Annotated in this window: 17 protein-coding genes; 10 read left to right on the top strand and 7 right to left on the bottom strand. The window is 63.8% G+C overall.

All coding sequences use genetic code 11. From position 1 onward, the window contains the following. Positions 1 to 135: 135 nt before the first annotated feature. From EOD43_RS19300 to EOD43_RS19290, 3 genes are all read right to left on the bottom strand, one after another. The gene (locus EOD43_RS19300) at positions 136 to 1,281 is read right to left on the bottom strand and encodes a Fic family protein (protein ID WP_240653370.1); all 1,146 of its coding nucleotides are present in this window, start codon (positions 1,279 to 1,281) and stop codon (positions 136 to 138) included. A gap of 550 nt (positions 1,282 to 1,831) precedes the next feature. Then, positions 1,832 to 4,384 carry an HWE histidine kinase domain-containing protein gene (locus tag EOD43_RS19295; RefSeq protein ID WP_127745658.1) on the bottom strand — a complete coding sequence of 851 codons (2,553 nt, stop codon included), beginning with the start codon at positions 4,382 to 4,384 and terminating at the stop codon, positions 1,832 to 1,834. Between the two features lie 92 nt (positions 4,385 to 4,476). Continuing rightward, positions 4,477 to 4,755: a hypothetical protein gene (locus tag EOD43_RS19290; RefSeq protein ID WP_127745657.1), complete on the bottom strand. Its 279-nt coding sequence runs from the start codon at positions 4,753 to 4,755 to the stop codon at positions 4,477 to 4,479. 409 nt (positions 4,756 to 5,164) lie between these two features. Between EOD43_RS19290 and EOD43_RS19280 the strand changes: the two genes are divergently transcribed. The 9 genes from EOD43_RS19280 (at position 5,165) to EOD43_RS19240 (ending at position 16,786) form a co-directional block, all read left to right on the top strand. Then, a complete protein-coding gene (locus EOD43_RS19280; protein ID WP_127745655.1) occupies positions 5,165 to 5,932 on the top strand; it encodes an SDR family oxidoreductase in 768 nt (255 codons plus the stop codon). A gap of 81 nt (positions 5,933 to 6,013) precedes the next feature. Further along, the gene (locus tag EOD43_RS19275; RefSeq protein WP_127745654.1) at positions 6,014 to 7,522 is read left to right on the top strand and encodes an ABC1 kinase family protein; all 1,509 of its coding nucleotides are present in this window, start codon (positions 6,014 to 6,016) and stop codon (positions 7,520 to 7,522) included. Positions 7,523 to 7,536: 14 nt separating this feature from the next. After that, on the top strand, positions 7,537 to 7,797 hold the full coding sequence (locus EOD43_RS19270; RefSeq protein WP_240653369.1) for a DUF3253 domain-containing protein: 261 nt from the start codon (positions 7,537 to 7,539) through the stop codon (positions 7,795 to 7,797). Positions 7,798 to 7,929: 132 nt separating this feature from the next. Further along, a complete protein-coding gene (gene glgX, locus EOD43_RS19265; protein ID WP_206363600.1) occupies positions 7,930 to 10,023 on the top strand; it encodes a glycogen debranching protein GlgX in 2,094 nt (697 codons plus the stop codon). After that, positions 10,023 to 11,723 carry a malto-oligosyltrehalose trehalohydrolase gene (gene treZ, locus EOD43_RS19260; RefSeq protein ID WP_127745652.1) on the top strand — a complete coding sequence of 567 codons (1,701 nt, stop codon included), beginning with the start codon at positions 10,023 to 10,025 and terminating at the stop codon, positions 11,721 to 11,723. Before glgX ends, treZ begins: the two co-directional genes overlap by 1 nt. Then, positions 11,720 to 13,639, top strand: a complete 1,920-nt coding sequence (gene malQ / locus EOD43_RS19255) for a 4-alpha-glucanotransferase (RefSeq protein WP_127745651.1) — start codon at positions 11,720 to 11,722, stop codon at positions 13,637 to 13,639. The genes treZ and malQ overlap by 4 nt, the downstream gene beginning before the upstream one ends. Next, entirely contained in the window at positions 13,636 to 16,083 is a 2,448-nt protein-coding gene (gene treY, locus EOD43_RS19250; RefSeq protein ID WP_127745650.1) for a malto-oligosyltrehalose synthase, read from the top strand. Before malQ ends, treY begins: the two co-directional genes overlap by 4 nt. An 85-nt stretch (positions 16,084 to 16,168) precedes the next feature. After that, positions 16,169 to 16,486, top strand: coding sequence for a hypothetical protein (locus tag EOD43_RS23780; RefSeq protein ID WP_164857351.1), 318 nt, complete (start codon positions 16,169 to 16,171; stop codon positions 16,484 to 16,486). Positions 16,487 to 16,498: 12 nt separating this feature from the next. After that, a complete protein-coding gene (locus EOD43_RS19240; RefSeq protein ID WP_127745648.1) occupies positions 16,499 to 16,786 on the top strand; it encodes a hypothetical protein in 288 nt (95 codons plus the stop codon). Positions 16,787 to 16,926: 140 nt separating this feature from the next. Here the strand turns inward: EOD43_RS19240 and EOD43_RS19235 are convergent, their stop codons facing one another. After that, positions 16,927 to 17,139: a hypothetical protein gene (locus EOD43_RS19235; protein WP_127745647.1), complete on the bottom strand. Its 213-nt coding sequence runs from the start codon at positions 17,137 to 17,139 to the stop codon at positions 16,927 to 16,929. 263 nt (positions 17,140 to 17,402) lie between these two features. Between EOD43_RS19235 and EOD43_RS19230 the strand changes: the two genes are divergently transcribed. Then, positions 17,403 to 17,588, top strand: coding sequence for a DUF3606 domain-containing protein (locus EOD43_RS19230; RefSeq protein ID WP_127745646.1), 186 nt, complete (start codon positions 17,403 to 17,405; stop codon positions 17,586 to 17,588). Between the two features lie 221 nt (positions 17,589 to 17,809). Here the strand turns inward: EOD43_RS19230 and EOD43_RS19225 are convergent, their stop codons facing one another. Genes EOD43_RS19225 through EOD43_RS19215 form a run of 3 tightly spaced genes read right to left on the bottom strand, consistent with a single transcriptional unit; the run spans position 17,810 to position 18,699 of the window. Beyond that, complete coding sequence (locus EOD43_RS19225) at positions 17,810 to 18,070, bottom strand: hypothetical protein (protein WP_206363599.1); 261 nt, start codon at positions 18,068 to 18,070, stop codon at positions 17,810 to 17,812. 36 nt (positions 18,071 to 18,106) lie between these two features. After that, positions 18,107 to 18,367, bottom strand: a complete 261-nt coding sequence (locus EOD43_RS19220) for a hypothetical protein (RefSeq protein ID WP_127745645.1) — start codon at positions 18,365 to 18,367, stop codon at positions 18,107 to 18,109. A 26-nt stretch (positions 18,368 to 18,393) separates the two neighbouring features. Continuing rightward, the gene (locus EOD43_RS19215; RefSeq protein ID WP_127745644.1) at positions 18,394 to 18,699 is read right to left on the bottom strand and encodes a hypothetical protein; all 306 of its coding nucleotides are present in this window, start codon (positions 18,697 to 18,699) and stop codon (positions 18,394 to 18,396) included. Between the last annotated feature and the right edge of the window lie 137 nt (positions 18,700 to 18,836).

Raw genomic sequence — 18,836 nt, 5'->3', positions numbered from 1 at the left:
ACCCCCTCGGCGACGCCCTGACGCATACGATCTATTTAACATAAGATATGTTATCGGACTGGCCTTGCGACGACCGATATCACCACAGGCGCTTTGACCTGCAACCCAATCCCCAACTCCCCTATTTGATCCTCCTCAGCCGATTTCTTCGTCGGCCAGCGAGTAACTTGTGCTCCGTCCACCTCCCTCGTCACGAAGAAGGATTCCTTTGCCCATCAGATCTTGGATGTCGCGCAACGCGGTATCATTCGATGTCTTGGTGAGCTTAGCCCATTTCGAACTGGTGAGCTTGCCTTCAAAGCCATTCAATAGGCGGTTTATGACCGCGCGCTGACGCTCGTTGATCGGGGTACCTTGGTGCCGATTCCAGAAGCGGGCTTTTGTCAGCACCGTTGCGAGGGCTTGTTCGGAGCCTTCAAAAGCACGGCCAAGACAGTCGAGAAACCAGCTCAGCCAAGGCGAGATATCGAGATCGCCCTTCTGTGTCCGCTCCAAAAGCTCGTAGTAGGTCCGCCGCTCCGCTCGAATCTGGCTCGACATGCTGTAGAAGCGCTGGGCGCTCTCGTCCGAGCGTGCCAGGGCCAGGTCAGCGATCGCGCGCGCGATCCGCCCGTTGCCATCCTCGAAAGGGTGGATCGTCACGAACCAGAGATGAGCGATACCGGCTTTCAAGACTGGATCGAGTTCCTGGCGACTCTCGAACCAGTCTAGGAATGCTGACATTTCGGCGTCGACGGCGGGCGCTCCCGGTGCCTCAAAATGCACCTTCTCATGGCCGAAAGCACCCGAGACGACTTGCATCGGTCCATTTTCGTCGCTGCGCCACGCTCCCACGGTGATCGCCGTCATCCCGCTGCGTGCGGTTGGGAACATGGCGGCATGCCAGTCGAACAGCCTTTGGGCGGTCAGAGGCCTGGCGTAATTCTGGGTGGCATCGAGCATCATCTCGACAACGCCCTCGACGTACCGATCGGATGGGATCAGGCCGGCGATGTTCATGCCTAGTCGGCGCGCAATCGAAGAGCGCACCTGCGCCTTATCGAGATGTTCACCCTCGATTTCGCTGGATTTAAGAACCGTCTCGGTGAGAGTAGTGAGTACAGCTTCGCTGCGTGACTCGAAACCGAGCGCCCCCATCCGGCCCAAAAGGAACCCTTGGCGGTGACGCACGGCGGCAAGCTTGGTCGCGAGCGCGTCGCCATTCCAGCGGAAATGGGGCCAGTCTTCATGTTCGTAAATATAAGGCATATTCACCGCGTCATTTGCGGCGAAAATAGCCATTAATCGCCGCATCGGCAAAGCCTAATATCCGTAAGTCCTGCGGCGAATGCAATCGCTATTCGCCGCATTGGCGGGGCACAAGCTGGCGGTTGACCTTCTGTGGAAGGTGCCGGCAACTATTTCATTGCTACAATGAATGACATTCTGTTCAACAGGGTGTAAGGAACCCCGACGACGATAATGAGCCGCCTTCGCCGGTTAAAGCGTGGGAAGAACTCGTGAAGCTGCGCGACGAAGACGGGAAGCTTTACGGGCGCCGCGCAATCGAAGCGCATGACGGTGCTTCGCCTGCTCGAGCGCAAGAGGCAGGATGTCCGCCTGCTCGTGACCGACGTAATCATACCCAACATTTCTGGTTTGGAACTCGCCGCGGCCGCGTAGCTGATCGCGCCCTCGTTGCGGATCCTCTTTACGTCCGGATATCCGCGCGACGCGATCGCCACGACGGGCGGCTTAGTCCCGGCGTCGAGCTGCTGTCCAAGACCTTCACAGTGGGTGGCCTCGCTCGCAAGCTTCGCGAGTTACTCGATCGTTCCTGACGAGCGGCGCCTTACTGGAACAGTCCCTCGATCGCGCTGGCGATATTGTGGGTTGTATAGGGTTTCTGGACGACGGGCGCATTGCGATGTTGCATGGGGAGGCTCGCCTGCTCGCCATAGCCCGAGGCGAAAAAGAAGGGGATGCCGAGTTCGCTCAGACGGTCGGCGACCCCGAAACTCGTTTGGTCGCCAAGGTTGATATCGAGAATGGCGAAGTCGATGCCGCCACGGTCGAGAAGATCGTGGGCCGCCTCGGGGGTTGAAGCCGTGGCGACATCGGCGCCGAAGCGGTCGAGAATGTCCTCGGCATCCAGCGCGATGATAAGGCTGTCCTCGACCAGCAAGATCGTGCGGCGGTCGAGCCAGTGCGGCTTGACGACCTCCTGGCTGGAAACCGATGGTCGTGCGGGCCTCGCGGGCGCGGTTCCGTAGCTTTTGGGCTCGGATACGTGGCGCGCCGGGATGCAGAACACCGCGCGCACCCCGTCCGGGGCATAATCGATGCTCGCGCTCCCCCCCAGATCATAGGGCACTGACCGGTTGACGATGGTGGTGCCGAACCCCTTTCGCTTCGGCGGGACGACCGTCGGGCCACCGCTTTCGAGCCAGGCGAAATCAAGATCGCCCTGATCGTTGCGCGACCATTCGATATGGACTTCGCCCCGACCTGACAGACTGCCATATTTGGTCGAATTGGTGACCAGTTCGTGGATCACCAGCGCCATCGTCGAATAGGCTTGCGGATTGAGCAGGACGGGCGGCCCCTCCGCCACGATCGCGTTGCGCTTGTCGGCAGCGAAGGCGGCCGCTTCGGCCGCGATCAACGCTTCGAGCGGCGCTGGCCCCCAATGATCGTCGGTAATCTGGTTGTGCGCGCGCGCCAGGGCATGGATCCGGCCATCGACGAGCCGCACAAATTCTTTGACTTCGGCGCTGTCGGGCTGCGACTGCCGGATAAGACCGCGGATTACGCCCAAAATATTGCGTACGCGATGGTTGAGCTCGGCAATGAGCATCTCCTGGCGCGCGGTCGACTGGCGCCGCTCGGCGGCCGCTTCGTCGGCCAGTCGCAGCACCACTTCGATCAGCGTTGCGCGAAGCGTTTCAGCGACCCGCAGCTCGGACGGGGTAAATGGCTCGCTGTGCCCGTCGACGGTTTCTTTCCACTCTTCGAAGCTTTCGCGCGGCGTGAGCCTGGGGCCGTTGGGGCCATATTCGACCGGCTTATGGGGGTCTCCCGCCCAGCGAACCGATTGTTTGAGCTCGGCGCGAAACAGGATGACATAATCGCGTGGAGAGCGCGAAATCGGAATGGCGAGCAGGCCGGCCGCGCGATCGGCGAAGCTGCTCGCGTCGGGGATGAGGCTCCCGATATGATCGGTCGTGTAAACCCGGCCCGCCGCGGTGCCGTTGAGGGCTCGCACGATGCGGCGAAAGTCCTCGGTCGGCGGAGTGATGCCGGAGAAAGCATAATTGCCGTTGATCCACACTCCGACACCCGTCGCCGGGATCGCGCTGGTCAGAATGTCACCGAGCCAGTCGGGATCGTTGAGAAGGGTCTCATCGGACGCGACTGCGCCCAGCAGCTGGTCGGAAATATCGCGCGCGCGCCGCTCATAGTCCACGATCTGGCGACGCTCGCGGCTCTCAAGGCGCATCGAGAACATCTGCGCGAACAGCTCGCACACCGACCGCCGCTCGAACGTCGGCGATCGCGGTGAATAATTGTGGCAGGCGAACAGACCCCACAGCTCGTCATCGACGATGATCGAAATAGACAGGGTGGCGCCGACCCCCATATTCTTGAGATATTCTATGTGGATGGGCGACACAGAGCGCAGGATCGACAAAGACAGGTCGAGCGGCGCGCCCGCGACGTCGAGCGCGGGCACAACGGGGATCGGGTGTGCATCCACATCGCGCACGATACGTACAAGATTGCGCTTGTAGAGCGCGCGCGCCTGGCGCGGGATGTCACTGGCGGGGTAATGAAGTCCCAGAAAGCTCCCAATGCCAGATTTCACGGCCTCGGCAACGACCTCGCCCGCGCCTGAAGCCGCGAACTTATAGACCATGACGCGATCATATCCGAGCAGCGCGCGTACCTGACGCGCGCCTTCGCGGTAGAAGGTCTGCAGGTCGCGCGTCTGATCGAGCCGCGCCATCATGGCGCGAACCGAGTTGGTCGCATCTCCGCCATAGGCGGTACCGGGCTCAGCCTCGATAACGATCTGACCATTTGAGAAATGGAGGGCCACGTCGAAGGGCTGCCCGGACGTGCCGATCTGACAGCCGAACAGCCGTTCGACCATGTCGGGCGTCGAGAGGTAGGAGACCTTGTTGCGCAGGTCGTGCAGGAATGCACCAGGGATGTAATCGGCAAGCGGCATGCCGATAAGTTCATCGGGGTCATGCCCGAGAAGATCCCGGATATTCTGCGACACCCGGCCAATGATCCAGTCGGTGCTTACCGCGATCAGAAAGCCGCCGGGCTGGATTGCGCCTAGAAGGTGGATGGGTTCGCGATCGCAGTTGGTCAGGTCGACCTTATCAAACTCGCTCACCACGTCTCCATCACGATTGTCGGGGCGCTGCACGGGGCAGACAGAGGCGTAACGCTGACAGGCGCTCCTGGTTCATCGCCGCGCGCAGTGCCTCAGTCGCGCCGATCGCGGACGTTGCGCTTCCCGTCGGATTGGCCGGATCGACCGATCGGGGATTGGGAGTCGATCAGCGGCTCGTCGCCGGCCATCTGCGTCAGAAAGGCGCGCGTGGCGTAGCGCTCGGCAAGAGCGCGGTGCACGGTTGCGGCACTGGGATGCTGGGCGGCGACAGCCTGCTCGCGCTCTTCATGCGCGCAGCGCAGGAGATATTCGGCTTCTTCGTCAAGATCGGGCACGGTGTCTTCCTGGAGCTGCTCATGCGCGCGCGCCACTACGATTGCAACCGATTGAGCGGGATCTTTTCGAAACACTGCGGATCTTCGGGACGATGCCTGTTGGCGCGCAACACTCCCGTCGCATTCGCCCTGCCCGACTTGTCTAACATACGTTAAAGCCACGATTTTACCGGAACCGGCAAACCACGCGGGGTTTGTATCCAGGGCAGACTTTTCCCCTCAGCAGGCGAGACGAGGAATGATGGCACCCGCCGCACGACGCCGGTCGACCCGCTCGCCCTCGGTCGGCGCGCCAACTTTCGCGCAAACGGCCATCGGTGAGTGGCAGCTGTGGCGACAGACCTTGCCGAGACTTTCCATGCGCAATGCCTGCGCGATGCCAGCCGCTTCCTTACCTCCGAGCATCGATCTCGTCTGGATCAGACGCATTCCTTAGGAGACTGACATGTCCAGCCCATCATCTGAAGTCCGCGATGCCCATACCGAGGCGCCCCCGTTAATGGGCCGCCGCGCCATTGTGACCGGGGGAAGCACCGGGATCGGCCGCGCGATCGCGGTGCTGCTGGCCGCCGAGGGGGTGCGCGTCTTCATCTGCGGTCGCGACCCCGATCATCTTTCCGATGCGCTCGGGCGGATCCGCGAAGTCGGCGAAGGCGACGGTATCGCGGTCGATCTTGCCCGGCAGTCCGATATCGACCGCTATTTCGCCGCTGCCGATGCCTATCTGGGAGGACTCGATATCGCCGTCATCAATGCCGCGGTGCCGGCCGAGGGCCTCGATGCGACAGCGGATGAGGATCTCGATTATCAGATTGCGGTCGACTTCACCGCATATCTGAAGACGACCAAGGCGTCGCTCGAGCGGATGGGCGCGGGAGGCGATGTCGTTCTGATCGGTTCGATGTCGGCGGTGTCGCAATCGGCGGGAAGTTCGGTCTATGTCGCCGCGAAGACTGGGATCGAAGGCTTCGCCCATGCGCTTCGCCAGGAGGTCGCGGACAAGGATATCAAGATCGGCCTTATCGAACCGGGATTCACGGGCGCCGACTTCCAGTATCCGGATTTCCCCCCCGACAAGCAGCGCGCGCTGATCCACGCGGCCCAAATGCTGCGCGCCGAAGATATCGCAGCCGCAGCGCACTTCATGCTGACCCAGCCTCGCCGCACGGCAGTCTCGCTCATGCGCGTCGAGACCCGCCGCGAACACCCCTAGGCTCCAAGAGCGAGTCCGCGCGGGCCGCCGCACGTTTCTCGAATTTGGAACGCGAACGCGCGCATCGGGGTTGGGCGCCCTATGCTGCCCACCGCTATTGTGATCGCGCGCGACCGCGCACGTTTGCGCCAGATCGCGAAAGTCGCGACGCGCTTCGGCCTCGGCCTGCTGGTCGACCGGCTGGGGCTCACAGCGACCTTCCAAGCCGCGCAAGGTCCTGTGGACGGGTTGCCTGAGCGGACCCGGCGCGCGCTCGAGGCGCTGGGGCCGACCTTCGTCAAGCTAGGACAGATCCTCGCGACGAGACGCGATCTGCTGCCGCCCGAGTGGATCGAGGCGCTCGAGCACCTTCACAGCCGCGCGCCGACCATCGCTTTCGACCAGCTTCGTCCCGCGGTCGAAGCCGCACTTGGAGACGCGCCTGAGGCGATCTTCGCATCCTTCGATCCCATGCCACTTGCCGCGGCATCTATCGCCCAAGTCCACCGGGCCACCTTGCATGATGGCGCCGAGGTCGTGCTCAAATTCGGCCGGCCCGGCGCCAGAGCGAAGATCGAGGCCGATCTGCGGCTCATCACCCATCTCGCCGCGATGGCTGAACGGGCGAGCGCCGAGATGCGACGCCTGTCCCCCTCGCTCCTCGTCGCGCAACTGTCTCGCGACATCCTCGAGGAACTCGATTTCACCAATGAGGGGCGCAATGCCGATCGCCTCCGTGATGATTTCGCCGATGATCCCCGTGTGACAATTCCCCGCATCCACTGGCCGCTGACCTCGAGCGGACTGCTGGTGATGGAGTTCATCGACGGTGTCGCGCCGGTGGATGGTGAGACCTTGCGCGATGCCGGTCTAGACCCGCGCGCCATAGCGGATCTCGGGGCCGATGTCGTGCTCGACATGCTGCTGCTCCACGGCCGTTTCCATGGCGATCCGCATCCGGGCAACCTGTTGTGTCTGCCCGGGAATCGCCTAGCGCTTCTCGATCTGGGATCGGTGGGTCAAATCAGCGCACGGCGCCGGTCGGAATTTCTTAGCTTCGTCCAGGCGCTGATAGCGGGCGACGCGCCGATGGTCGCCGACACATTGCGCTTGTGGTCGGGCCCTGACAGTCCGGATCACCTTGTGGTCGAGCGCGCCGCAGAGCGCATCATCGCCAGACATGGCGGCGGTCCGCTTGTCCTGAGCAGGCTGGTGGGTGACCTGTTTCCGCTTCTGCGCGAGGAGGGTCTGGTGCTGCCGCCCGACCTCCTTCTCGTTTTCAAGGCCTTGATCACGATCGATGGCGTTCTCGCTTCGATCGCGCCAGGCTTTGACTTGTCCGAACCGATCCGCCGCGCGCGCTCACGTATCCTGATGTCCCGTCTGTCGCCGCCGCGCGCAAGAGACCCCGCTGGAATGCTGCTGGAAATTGACCGGCTTGCGGCCAGTAGCCCGCGTCTTCTGCGCGCGGTCATCAGGCGGATCGAGGCCGAGCCATTGCCGTCCGATGGGCTGCGGAGGATCGAAAAGGTGATCAGCGCAGGCGCCAGGTGGGTCGGTATCGCCATCCTGATAGCCGGAGCCGCGATCGCCGGCGCGCTGCTCGTTTGATATCGCCTGAGGCCTTGAACAGAAGCGACACGGCGGTTGGCGAGATCCTCGCGCTTCTGGCCGACCGGGCCGACAATGCGACCATCTGCCCCAGCGAGGTCGCCAGGCGGCTGGCGCGTGACAATCCGCGTGGCTGGCGGGCTCAAATGCCGATCGTCCATGAGGCGGTCGACCACCTCGTGGCGCAGGCCGTAATCGCGTTGTCGTGGAAGGGGCGGCGGCTCGCGCGGCGCTGCGGCCCCTACCGTATCAGGCGGGAGCGCGCGATGGCATAGACCCGATCCTCGCCGCTAATCCTAATGCGGATTAGCATGATTTTCCCGAGCGCGACGGGTCGGCCACGCATCTATTCCGCGCGCCGAGCATTTGCATATCAACCATAAAATCAGGGAGTGACCTTGAGCGCTTTGCCCGACCGCCTTGATGGCGGCACCCCCTACCCGCTTGGCGCCACCTTTGACGGGCTCGGTGTCAACTTCGCCGTTTTTTCAGCACATGCCGAGCAGATGGAGCTGTGTCTCTTCGAGCCAAGCGGTCGTCGGGAAATTGCGCGCCTGCGCCTGCCCGAATGCACCGATGAGGTGTGGCACGGCTATCTACCGAATGCGCGGCCCGGCCTGTTATATGGCTATCGGGCTCATGGCCGGTTCGAACCCGAAAACGGGCATCGGTTCAATCCGCATAAATTGCTGCTCGATCCCTATGCCCGGCGTCTGCACGGAAACCTCAAGTGGACCGACGCGCTTCATGCTTATCCGTTGCGAAGCCGGCGCGCCGATCTGGGGTTCGACAAGCGCGACAGCGCACCGGCCATGCCCAAGGCCGTGGTGACGCACGACAGCTTCGACTGGTCGCGCGACGTGCGTCCCAACACGCCCTGGTCTCACACCGTGATCTACGAAGCCCATGCCAAGGGCCTGACCAAGCTAATGGAAGAGGTGCCAGCGCGCGAACGCGGGACCTTCGCGGCGCTCGCCCATCCCCGGGTGATCGATCACCTCAAGCGCCTGGGCGTCACCGCGCTCGAGCTCCTGCCGATCCACGCCTTTTCGCAGGATCGCTTCCTGCAGGAAAAGGGCCTGCGTAACTATTGGGGATATAACAGCCTCAACTTCTTTACGCCTGAGCCGGGTTATTTCTCGGAGGATAATCAGGACGAACTGCGGGTCGCGGTCCGGCGCCTGCATGCTGCAGGGATCGAGGTCATCCTCGACGTCGTCTTCAACCACAGTTGCGAAGGCAGCGAGTTGGGACCGACCTTGTGCTGGCGTGGCCTCGACAACGCGACCTACTATCGGCTCGCGCCCGAGGCTCGACGCCACTGCGTCAACGACACCGGAACGGGAAACACCTTCAATCTCACCCATGCCAGGGTCATCCAGATGGTAGCAGATTCGCTGCGATACTGGGCGACATCCTATGGCATTGACGGCTTCCGCTTCGATCTCGGGCTGACCCTGGGTCGGACCGACCATGGCTTTGATCCCAATGCCGGTCTGTTCGATGTTCTGCGGCAGGACCCCATTCTGGGGCGTCTCAAGCTTATCGCAGAACCCTGGGACGTTGGATTGGGCGGATATCAGCTCGGTAACTTCCCGCCCGGTTTTGCGGAGTGGAACGACAAATATCGCGATACCGTGCGGCGATACTGGCGGGGTGATCCGGGCCAGCGCGCCGACCTCGCCGCGCGCCTGTCGGGGTCGGGCGATCTGTTCGACCGCCGCGCGCGCCGCCCCTGGGCCAGCGTCAACTTTCTCACCAGCCATGATGGCTATACTCTTGCCGATCTGGTGGCGTTCGAAGAACGCCACAACGAGGCCAATGGCGAGGATAATCGCGACGGCCACGACAATAATCTGTCGCGTAACTGGGGCGTCGAGGGCGCGACCGATGATCGTTCAATCCTCGACATGCGGGCTCGGGTTCAGCGCTCGTTCCTGCTGACGTTGCTGGCTTCCCTGGGAACCCCGATGCTGGTGGCCGGTGATGAGTTTGGCCGCACGCAAGGGGGGAACAACAACGCCTATTGCCAGGATAACGCGATCAGCTGGATCGACTGGTCGCTGCTCGACAGCGAACATGGCGCAGCGCTCAGCGCTTTCACCGCGCGGCTGATCGACCTGCGCAAGCGTCACGTCGTGCTGCGGGCACCCGTCTTTCTCTATGGCGAAGGCTCGCCGGGGCACGGCATCAATGATGTCGAATGGTGGGACGAGCGCGGCGAGCGCCTCGCGCCCGAGGACTGGCACAATCCCGAAGGCCGGGCGCTTGCAATGCGACGTGCGATCCGGCTCGACGATGGACAGGTCGAAGCGGTCACCCTGCTGCTCAATGCGAGCGACGATCCGATTGGCTTCTCCCTGCCCGGCGTGGTCTTCGAGCGCCGGTTGCTCATCGACAGCGCCCGTCCGGATGCGGGTGAGGAGCCGATCGGCGATCAGTACGAACTTGCCTCCCATAGCGCCGCGCTGATCCTGTCGATCGCGGACTTCGGCGACTGATGACGCGCTGGGGCCCCCACAGGCTCACTGCCGAGCGATGGCGTTTCGCGCTGTGGGCGCCGTCGCAGAAAGTCCCTTCGCTGGAGGTCGAGGGCGCTTCCCCCCTCGCCATGGCGCCCCAGGGCGACGGCTTCTTTCATGTCGACGCGCCCGCGCGGCCGGGATCACGCTACCGCTTCCGGCTTGACGATGGGAGGGCGGTGCCCGATCCCGCATCGCGGGCGCAGTCGGGGGGCGTGCACGGCTGGAGCGTGGTGGTCGATCATGCCTATGGCTGGCAAACGCCCGGATGGCTCGGTCGACCCTGGGAAGAGGCGATCATCCAGGAGGTTCACGCCGGCGTCCTCGGCGGCTTCGGAGGCGTTGCCCGCGAACTCGAACGCCTCGCGGCGCTGGGAATTACGGCAATCGAGCTTATGCCGGTGGGCGCCTTTCCCGGCACACGCAACTGGGGCTATGATGGTGTCCTGCCCTTCGCGCCGGCGGAGGCCTACGGCTCACCGGACGAACTCAAGGCGTTGATCGATACCGCCCACAGCCTGCGCCTGATGGTTTTTATCGATGTGGTCTACAATCACTTCGGACCCGACGGCAATTATCTCGAAGCTTTTGCACCCGATTTCTTCCACGCCGAGGCCAAAACGCCATGGGGCGGAGCGGTTGCGGTCGATGAGCCGGCGGTTGCGGCTTATTTTCGCGAGAACGCGCTCATGTGGCTCCACGACTATCGGGTCGACGGACTGCGCTTCGATGCGGTCCATGCGATTGGCAACCCCATGTTCCTCAACGGGCTGGCGCGCGATCTGCGCGAGACCGTCGGCAAGGATCGCCACGTTCATCTTGTCCTGGAGAATGAGGCCAACGACGCCGCACATCTGGGTGCGGGTCGCTTCGACGCGCAATGGAACGACGATGTACACAACATCCTTCACGTCCTGCTGACCGGAGAGACGAGCGCTTATTATCGGGACTTTGCGGATCGGCGCGAGCACCGGCTCGCGCGCGCACTGAGCGAGGGGTTCATCTATCAGGGCGAGGTGTCGGTCAACCAGGATGGAAAACGCCGAGGCACAGCGAGCGGGCACCTCCCCCCCAGCGCCTTTGTCGGCTTTCTTCAAAACCACGATCAGATCGGCAACCGGGCATTGGGGGAGCGGCTCACTGTTCTGTGCGACATGGATCGGCTGCGGGCCGCTACCGCACTGCTCTTCCTGAGCCCCCAGATTCCGCTCATCTTCATGGGCGATGAAGTCGGATCGCAGACCCCTTTCCTTTTCTTCACCGACTTTCACGACCAGCTCGCCGACGCGGTGCGCGAGGGCCGACGACGCGAGTTCGCCAAGTTCAGCGCATTCAGTGACGAGACGGCCCGCGCGCGCATCCCGGACCCCAACGACCCTGCCACCTTCGCAGCGTCGCGCCCCCTCCCCGGACCCGATGCCGCGACGTGGGAGGCGCTTTACCGCTCGCTGATCGATATCCGCGCCACATGGCTGGTGCCGCGCCTTCGCGGCACCACGTCGATGGGCGCCGAGCCCATAGGCGACATGGCCGTGGCCGCGGCCTGGCGCATGGGCGATGGCCGTCAGCTTCGTCTGGCGATCGACCTGGCCAAAGTCCCGGCAGGCCTCCCCGACATGCCCGGCAAGGATATCTTCCGGGAGGGCGAACGCTTCGTTGCCCGACTGGATCACACGTGACACCGCTCGACCGGCTGGCGAGGCGCGTTGGCGTGGCGCGCCACTGGCGGGATGCTGACGGTGTCGATCAGACCGTCGAGGATGACGCACTGATCGCCATCCTGACAGCGCTTGGTCATCCCGCGAGCGATCTGCGCGCCATCAATGCGAGCCTAGCGGCGCATGACAATCTCGACCGGCAACCTCCTGTATTGCTCACGGCGGACGTGGCGCATTCCTGTCCACTGCCCGCTGCTTTCGAGCAGGCGAGCATGGCCGAGATCGAGTTTGAGGACGGAACATGCCGAAAGCTGACGGTCTCGCGAGGTCGGCTGCCACCGCTTGACCGGATCGGTTATCACATGCTGCATGTAGCCGGCCAATCCATCAAGCTCGCGGTCGCCCCTTCCCATTGCCCCTTACCGCCGCAGCGCGCATGGGGGGCAGCGGTCCAGATCCCCTCGTTGCGTGGCGATCGCACCAAATGGCATGGCGACTTCGCCGACCTCGCCCAGATGGTGGTGGGACTGGCGGAGCTCGGTGCGGACGTGGTCGCCTTGAGCCCGGTCCACGCCACAATCCCAGGGGCAACCCACTTCAGCCCTTATGCGCCATCGAGCCGCTTGTTCGCGAACACTGGTCTTATCGAGGCGCCACGGGGAGATCCGGGTGATGGAGCGCTCATCGACTGGGCGACCGTCTTCGACCTTGCGCGACAGTCTCACCGCGATGCCGCACACTATGGGGTTAGCCTTCCCGGCCCTGCCGAGACCGATCCAAGGGATCGATTGGCATTGGCGCGTCACGCGCTGTTCGACACCCTCGCCCGGCGTTTTGAAAGCCCTGACTGGAGACATTGGCCACCTGCTTATCATGATCCGGCGGGTGAAGCCGCGACACGTGTCGCAACGCAGGAAGCGGCCGCGATCTCACGTTTGTGCGCAGCCCAGGCGCGCGCGGATGATGCGCTCGGCCGGGCACAGATCACAGCAAGGCGCGCGGGAATGGCGATCGGCCTGATCAGTGACCTGGCGGTTGGCGTCGACCCCGGCGGCAGCGACGCCTGGGCGATGCAGGGTACGATGCTCGAGGGCGTCTCGATCGGTGCGCCGCCCGATCCGCTAGGTCCCGATGGACAAAATTGGGGGCTGACCAGTTTCTCACCTGCGGGTCTGCGAAAGACCGGCTTCGCGCCCTGGATCGCAATGGTCCGCCGTGCGCTCGCTTTTGCCGGTGGCGTGCGCATCGACCATGCGTTCGGTCTTGCGCGGCTGTGGGTCATACCCAAAGGCGAAACCGCGCAGAACGGTGCCTACCTTCACTACCCCTTGGTTGACCTGCTGCGCCTGCTGACCCTCGAAGCGGACCGCGTCAAAGCGATCGTCGTCGCCGAGGATCTGGGCACCCCCCCGGCTGGATTTGCGCAGGCCGCGGCCGACCGGCATATGCTGGGCATGCGCGTCCTGTGGTTCGAACGCGACGCCGCAGCCTTTCGCGACCCCGTTGACTTTACAGAGGCGAGCGTCGCCATGACGGGCACCCATGACACCCCGACCGTCGCGGGATGGTGGAGCGGTCGCGATCTCGTGTGGAGCCGGTCGCTGGGTCGAAGCGGCGTTGAGGAGGCCGAGCAGCAGCGAGCAGTCGATCGCGGGCATTTCTGGAGGCTGGTGGGCGACGCAGGGCCCCAGCCCGCGCCCGACGCACCCGAACGCGTGGTCGACGCCGCGATCGCGGCCGCGGGGCGGGCGGGATCCACGCTGACAATCGTTCCGATGGAAGATTTGCTCGGACTCGAAGAACAGCCCAACCTTCCCGGGACGATCGATGAACATCCCAACTGGCGGCGTCGTCTTGGCGCACCGGTCGATATCTTGTGCCGCGACCCGGATGTCCAACGGCGCGCGACGCTGCTGAACGAGGGACGGCGATCATGATCCCCACCGCCACCTACCGACTCCAGCTCCACGCAGGCTTCGCCTTTGCCGACGCCGAAGCGATCATCCCCTATCTGGCAGCACTCGGGATCAGCCATATCTATCTCTCGCCGGTGACGACGGCAGCGCCCGCCTCCCAGCACGGCTATGACGTCGTCGACCCCACATGCATCAATCCCGAACTCGGCGGCGAAGAGGGGTTGGAGCGTCTCGTCGAGACTGTCAGGCGCCACAAGCTCGGGGTCATCATCGATATCGTGCCCAACCATATGGGTGTTGCCGGAACCACGAATGCCTATTGGTGCGATCTTCTCGCTCGCGGCGCCGACAGTCCGCACGCGCGCCTTTTCGACGTGGACTGGCGTGTCCCGATCATGCTGCCCGTGCTGGCGACATCTCTGGAAGAGGCGCTCGAGGCGGGCGCAATCCGACTGATCGACGCGGCCGGACCCCTCGCACTCGAACTCTATGGCTCGACCGCCTATCCGCTGCGCTGCGATGATCCGGTTCTGGCCGAGGATCGTGCGCGCGCCCTCGCTCGACACGATCCGGCACGGCCCGACGGACGGCTGGCGCTCGCAAACCTCATCGACCGGCAGCATTACCGTCTGATCCACTGGCGCGCAGCGAACGACTGTCTCAACTGGCGCCGTTTTTTCTCGATCAACGAGCTGGCGGGGGTCCGGATCGAGGATCCCGATGTCTTTGAGTGGTCCCACCGCCTCTACTTCGATCTCTTTGCCAGGGGATTGATCGACGGCGTCCGTGTCGATCATGTCGATGGGCTGACCGACCCGGCAACCTACTGCCAGCGACTGCGCGCGCGTTTCGAAACCCTGGCACCCGGCCGCCCGGCCTATATCGTGGTCGAGAAAATCCTCGGGCCGCAAGAGCGCCTCAATCCTGACTGGCGGACTGATGGCACCACAGGCTATGATTTCATGCGTGAGGCCGGCGAGCTCATTCACGATCCTCACGGGTGGAAATCGCTGTGTCGCCTCTGGGAGAGCCTGAGCGAACGGGCCGGCGATTTCGCGACCGAAGCGCTGGTCGCTCGGCGCGAACTGCTGGCCTGGCAGTTTGAGGCCCAGCTCGACGCTTGCGTCGAGGCGTTTGCCGCCCTTGCTGGCGCCTGTGGCGAACGCTGGATCCCCAGACCGATGCTGCGCCGTGCGATCGAGCGGCTTTTGTGGGTTTTTCCGGTCTATCGAACCTATGGCACCGGCACCGACGCCCCGTTGAGCGACAAGCCGGTCCGCGAGCTCGCTCACAAGGCCGCTTTGCCCCTGATGCCGCCCGGCGAGGAGCCGGTGCTGATCTTCATATTGAAGCTGCTCGCAGGCACGTTGGCCGCACCGGCCGACCTTGCGTGCGACGCCGCGCGCCGATTTCAGCAACTGTGCGCGCCGATTGCAGCCAAAGGCGTCGAGGACACGGCATTTTACCGCTACGGCGTTTTGCTGTCGGCGAACGACGTCGGCTCGGATCCCGGTCGCTTTGCCAGCGACATTGCGACCTTCCATGCGGCATCGAGCGCCCGCGCGCGCCATCATCCACACGCGATGCTGGCGCTGTCGACGCACGATCACAAGCGCGGTGCCGATGCGCGAGCGCGCCTCGCCGTTCTCAGCTCGATTCCCGACATATGGGCGGATCTTGTTCAGCAGTGGCTGAGCCTGATCGGCCCTGCTGCATCGCGGCTCAATCGTGGCGATATCGCAATCCTGTTCCAGACGCTGGTGGGGGCATGGGGCGAACCTTCTGACAAGCTCCTCGCTCGTATTCATAGATGGCAGGACAAGACATTGCGCGAAGCCAAGCTGCGCTCGTCGTGGGAAGCGCCTCAGCCGGACTACGAGGGTTGCTACCGCGACCTGGCGACCCATTTGCTGGCCACCCCCGAGCGTGCCGACTTTCGAGAGAGTTTCGAGCGCTTCATCCGGCGGATCAGCGCGCCCGCGCTTGCAAACAGCCTTGCCCAAACGGGCCTGCAATTTCTGGCACCGGGCGTTCCAGATATCTATCAGGGGTGCGAAACGCTCGATCTGTCGCTGGTCGATCCCGACAATCGCCGCCCGGTCGACTTCGCCGCGCGTGCCGCTTCGCTTTCGGCAGGGGCCGGCTACGATGCCAAATTCGATCTTGTCACCAGCCTGCTCGCGCTCCGCAAGGATCATTGCGCCTTGCGCGACGGTTCGTATCGCCCGCTCCGGGTGGTCGGCCCTCGCAGCGCGCATGTCGTGGCGTTCGAACGGGCGCTTGGCGACGACCGCCTGACCTGCGCGGTTGCGATCCGCCTGGGCAGGGCCTTGGTTGACCGCGACCATATCAGCCTGGGCGCTGAATGGTGGGAAGACACGGCGGTGATTGAGGATGCGGGGCCACGGCCCGTGGTAGATCTGCTCAAAGGTCATGTGGCCGTAGCGCAGCCAACTATTTCATAGACATAGATTAATTCGCTCCCCGTACGGGGAACCGCTTCGCACCGCCGCCGTTACCCGGAACATCGAGTATCTGGGCGGGTGTTTCATGCTACAGTGGCTGACCGATAGTGCGACCTCTTTCAACGTCCGGCACAATGCGCATCGCACATGGGAAGGCCAGCGCGAGATCCCCATCAGCCTGCGCGAATATCTCCAGCATGCCGAGCGAACTGCGGTCCTGGGCGCCCCCTCGCATCGAGGTGCTGCCGCCGAGTGCCTCGCTCACGACGAGATCTGGGAGATTGACGCAAGCCTGAGCGACGGCGCACGCACGGCCGTATTTGGCCCGACGCTCGCGGCCTGCCTCGCAGCGCTGCGCGCCCAGGGTCGCATCCCCGGGCGCCAGGACGGCCTCGCGGCGTAAGAGCGATCGACCATGCGTCACGGTGAACTCAAGATCAGTCGATCCTTACGTCCTTTATCGGCCGATGGTCGCGTATTCGCGCTCGAGGTGGCCGATGACGATGGAACATTTGATGTGATCGGAAGCGAGTGGATCCACATTCGCTGGGCGGGTGCGGCCCCGATCGCACCCTCGACACCCTCGCACTGGCGCTCGATCGAGCAAATGCTATTGCGCGAGGCGCGAACTCGCCGACACGCCGGGGTGTACGATCCCGAAAATCCGATGAACCTGGATCACCCGATCCCGGCCCGGCATTAGCGGCGGACGGGCGTCACTGAGCGGGCGCTGTTGCAAGCGGAACAGGGATGAACCTTGCTACGCGGTCCCGGACTGGTGCGGTCTCGGACCCAGCGCGGACCCCACCTGAGACGGTATCAGTCGACGGGGCAATCAACGCCTCAGGCGCCATCTTTATTCTTATCCGGCATTGGCCGCCCCTGATCATCGATCCTGGCGGTCGCGCTGTCCAGCTTGTGGGGCGCAGCCGGCTGACGATCGGCATGGCCAGCCAGAACGTCGGGGCTGTCGACCGGCTTGTCGAGTGTGTCGCTCGGATTGAGCCCGGAACCTTTGGGTTGATGTTCGGTCGAGATATTGGGTTGCCTGATCATGCTCTTTCTCCTTGGAGCCTCTTGGGATTGCAGCCAGCTTGAGCAGCGATGCGATATTGGCTCAAAGGATCGCGGCGATACTCGTTCCGGCCGCACGCGCGACAACGCGATCAGCCGCCTCGTTCGAACGGGCATTCGATGACTGGCGCCAAGCCTCTGGACCGAGTTCGCTCCTCTGGACCGAAACTTGGCTAATCCAGATCAGATTGCGGAACCGCGCGCAGCCTCCCGCGCTGGACGGGTGACAGCCAGGAGATTTACCGATGAGCGATGATACCTCAATCCGCGCCCCGCAGGACGCCTCGCGTATAGCTCTGACCGAAGATTACGAGGTCCGGTACTGGACCAGGAAGTTCGGCGTGACCGAGGAGCAGTTGCGCGCAGCGGTGCAGGAGGTCGGTCACAGCGCCGACAGGGTAGAACACCATCTCAGCGGATCGACGCAGTGATAGCGAGCAACCGTCCAGATCCCGGTGACAATTCTCCCAAGCCCCGGCCGCCCGCCGAGGGTGACGATCATATCCCGCCCCCTCAGCCTGGATCACCAAAAGGCTGAGGCGGGCCAAGGCCGCGCAAATTCTGTGCACGGCGGCTAATCTGGTGCTTACACCCTGGCTCGGTCGGAGCGGCAATCGGACCGCCGCGGACACCGCCGTCCGCCGGTAACTGGTCAGTCAGCATCCTTGGCGGTTGCCGCCCGCGCGCCGTTTTGTTCATCGACCTGCTGGTCGCCAAGCTGGCCGCTTCCATGATAGTTGATCTCGGTTTGGCCACCATGGCCAAGGAAATCCCCCGGCGAGGTCTTGGGTTTCTTGTCCTTGTGCGGATTAGGATAGGCGCCTCCGCCGCTCTCGCCCGCCGACGCGCGTTGATGCGGTTCCTGCACGCCATCGGGGTGCACCTTGGCGTCGCGCGCCCCGCTCGCCTGCATGGGATATTTTTCAGCCATAACCCACCTTTCGTCAGATCATTGATTGCCCAGCGTGCGGCCGCCATCGGCGCCGCCTGTACCCTGCCCGGATCCGGGAGGACCGGAGGTCACGGCACCCGGTCCAGATGCGGTCGAACCAACGGGCTGCTGATCGACGCCGCCGATGCTGTTGCCTGGCGTTGCGGCGTTGACGAGCCGATCCGCACCCACGGCGGTGCTGGGATTTTCATCGATCCCCGTGCTGCTTTTCTCGCAGGCCGTCAGCATGACAAGCGCCGAGATGACGAGATACTTCATAAACAAATCCTCCTGATCGGCCGTGCCTAGCGGCTTCCCCCGACAGGGGCGTCGGCGCCCGTTATGTGATGATCATCGATGATCGAAGGACCCTCGCCGCCACCGCCGGCCGGATCGCTGTCGAAATCTTCCGCCCCGCCCGCTCCACCGGCACCGGCGCCGCTGCCGATCACGACGCCGCTGCCAGCCTGAGGAGCACGCCTGCCACGGTTCGCCTCCGCGCTGAGCCCGCGCGTCGTCACGGTCGGCCCGGAGCGCTGACGGTAGGAGCCCTCCTCGCCGGTATAGCCACTCTGAAGGTGCGGACTGTCGAGATATTTGTCGTCGCTCATAGGGCGTCCCTGGATCGACGCGGGCGAAGCCTGCGCGGTCATACCGTCACAGCGCGCGCATCCGAGCTTGGTTCCCGCTGCGAGGGACCGAACTGACCAACCTAGGTTAGATCGTGATCGTGGCGGAGGCCGCGCGC

Origin of the sequence: Sphingomonas crocodyli (genome assembly GCF_004005865.1) — a bacterium.
Lineage (GTDB): Bacteria > Pseudomonadota > Alphaproteobacteria > Sphingomonadales > Sphingomonadaceae > Rhizorhabdus > Rhizorhabdus crocodyli.
Note: the sequence above shows the minus strand (reverse complement) of the source record. Positions and strands in the feature narration are given on the sequence as shown.

Coding starts and splice junctions, on each gene's coding strand:
- EOD43_RS23780 (WP_164857351.1), top strand. CDS start 16,169: ATGCTACAGTGGCTGACCGATAGTGCGACCTCTTTCAACGTCCGGCAC.
- EOD43_RS19280 (WP_127745655.1), top strand. CDS start 5,165: ATGTCCAGCCCATCATCTGAAGTCCGCGATGCCCATACCGAGGCGCCC.
- EOD43_RS19235 (WP_127745647.1), bottom strand. CDS start 17,139: ATGATCAGGCAACCCAATATCTCGACCGAACATCAACCCAAAGGTTCC.
- EOD43_RS19215 (WP_127745644.1), bottom strand. CDS start 18,699: ATGAGCGACGACAAATATCTCGACAGTCCGCACCTTCAGAGTGGCTAT.
- treY (WP_127745650.1), top strand. CDS start 13,636: ATGATCCCCACCGCCACCTACCGACTCCAGCTCCACGCAGGCTTCGCC.
- treZ (WP_127745652.1), top strand. CDS start 10,023: ATGACGCGCTGGGGCCCCCACAGGCTCACTGCCGAGCGATGGCGTTTC.
- EOD43_RS19240 (WP_127745648.1), top strand. CDS start 16,499: ATGCGTCACGGTGAACTCAAGATCAGTCGATCCTTACGTCCTTTATCG.
- EOD43_RS19220 (WP_127745645.1), bottom strand. CDS start 18,367: ATGAAGTATCTCGTCATCTCGGCGCTTGTCATGCTGACGGCCTGCGAG.
- EOD43_RS19275 (WP_127745654.1), top strand. CDS start 6,014: ATGCTGCCCACCGCTATTGTGATCGCGCGCGACCGCGCACGTTTGCGC.
- EOD43_RS19230 (WP_127745646.1), top strand. CDS start 17,403: ATGAGCGATGATACCTCAATCCGCGCCCCGCAGGACGCCTCGCGTATA.
- EOD43_RS19225 (WP_206363599.1), bottom strand. CDS start 18,070: ATGCAGGCGAGCGGGGCGCGCGACGCCAAGGTGCACCCCGATGGCGTG.
- EOD43_RS19300 (WP_240653370.1), bottom strand. CDS start 1,281: ATGGCTATTTTCGCCGCAAATGACGCGGTGAATATGCCTTATATTTAC.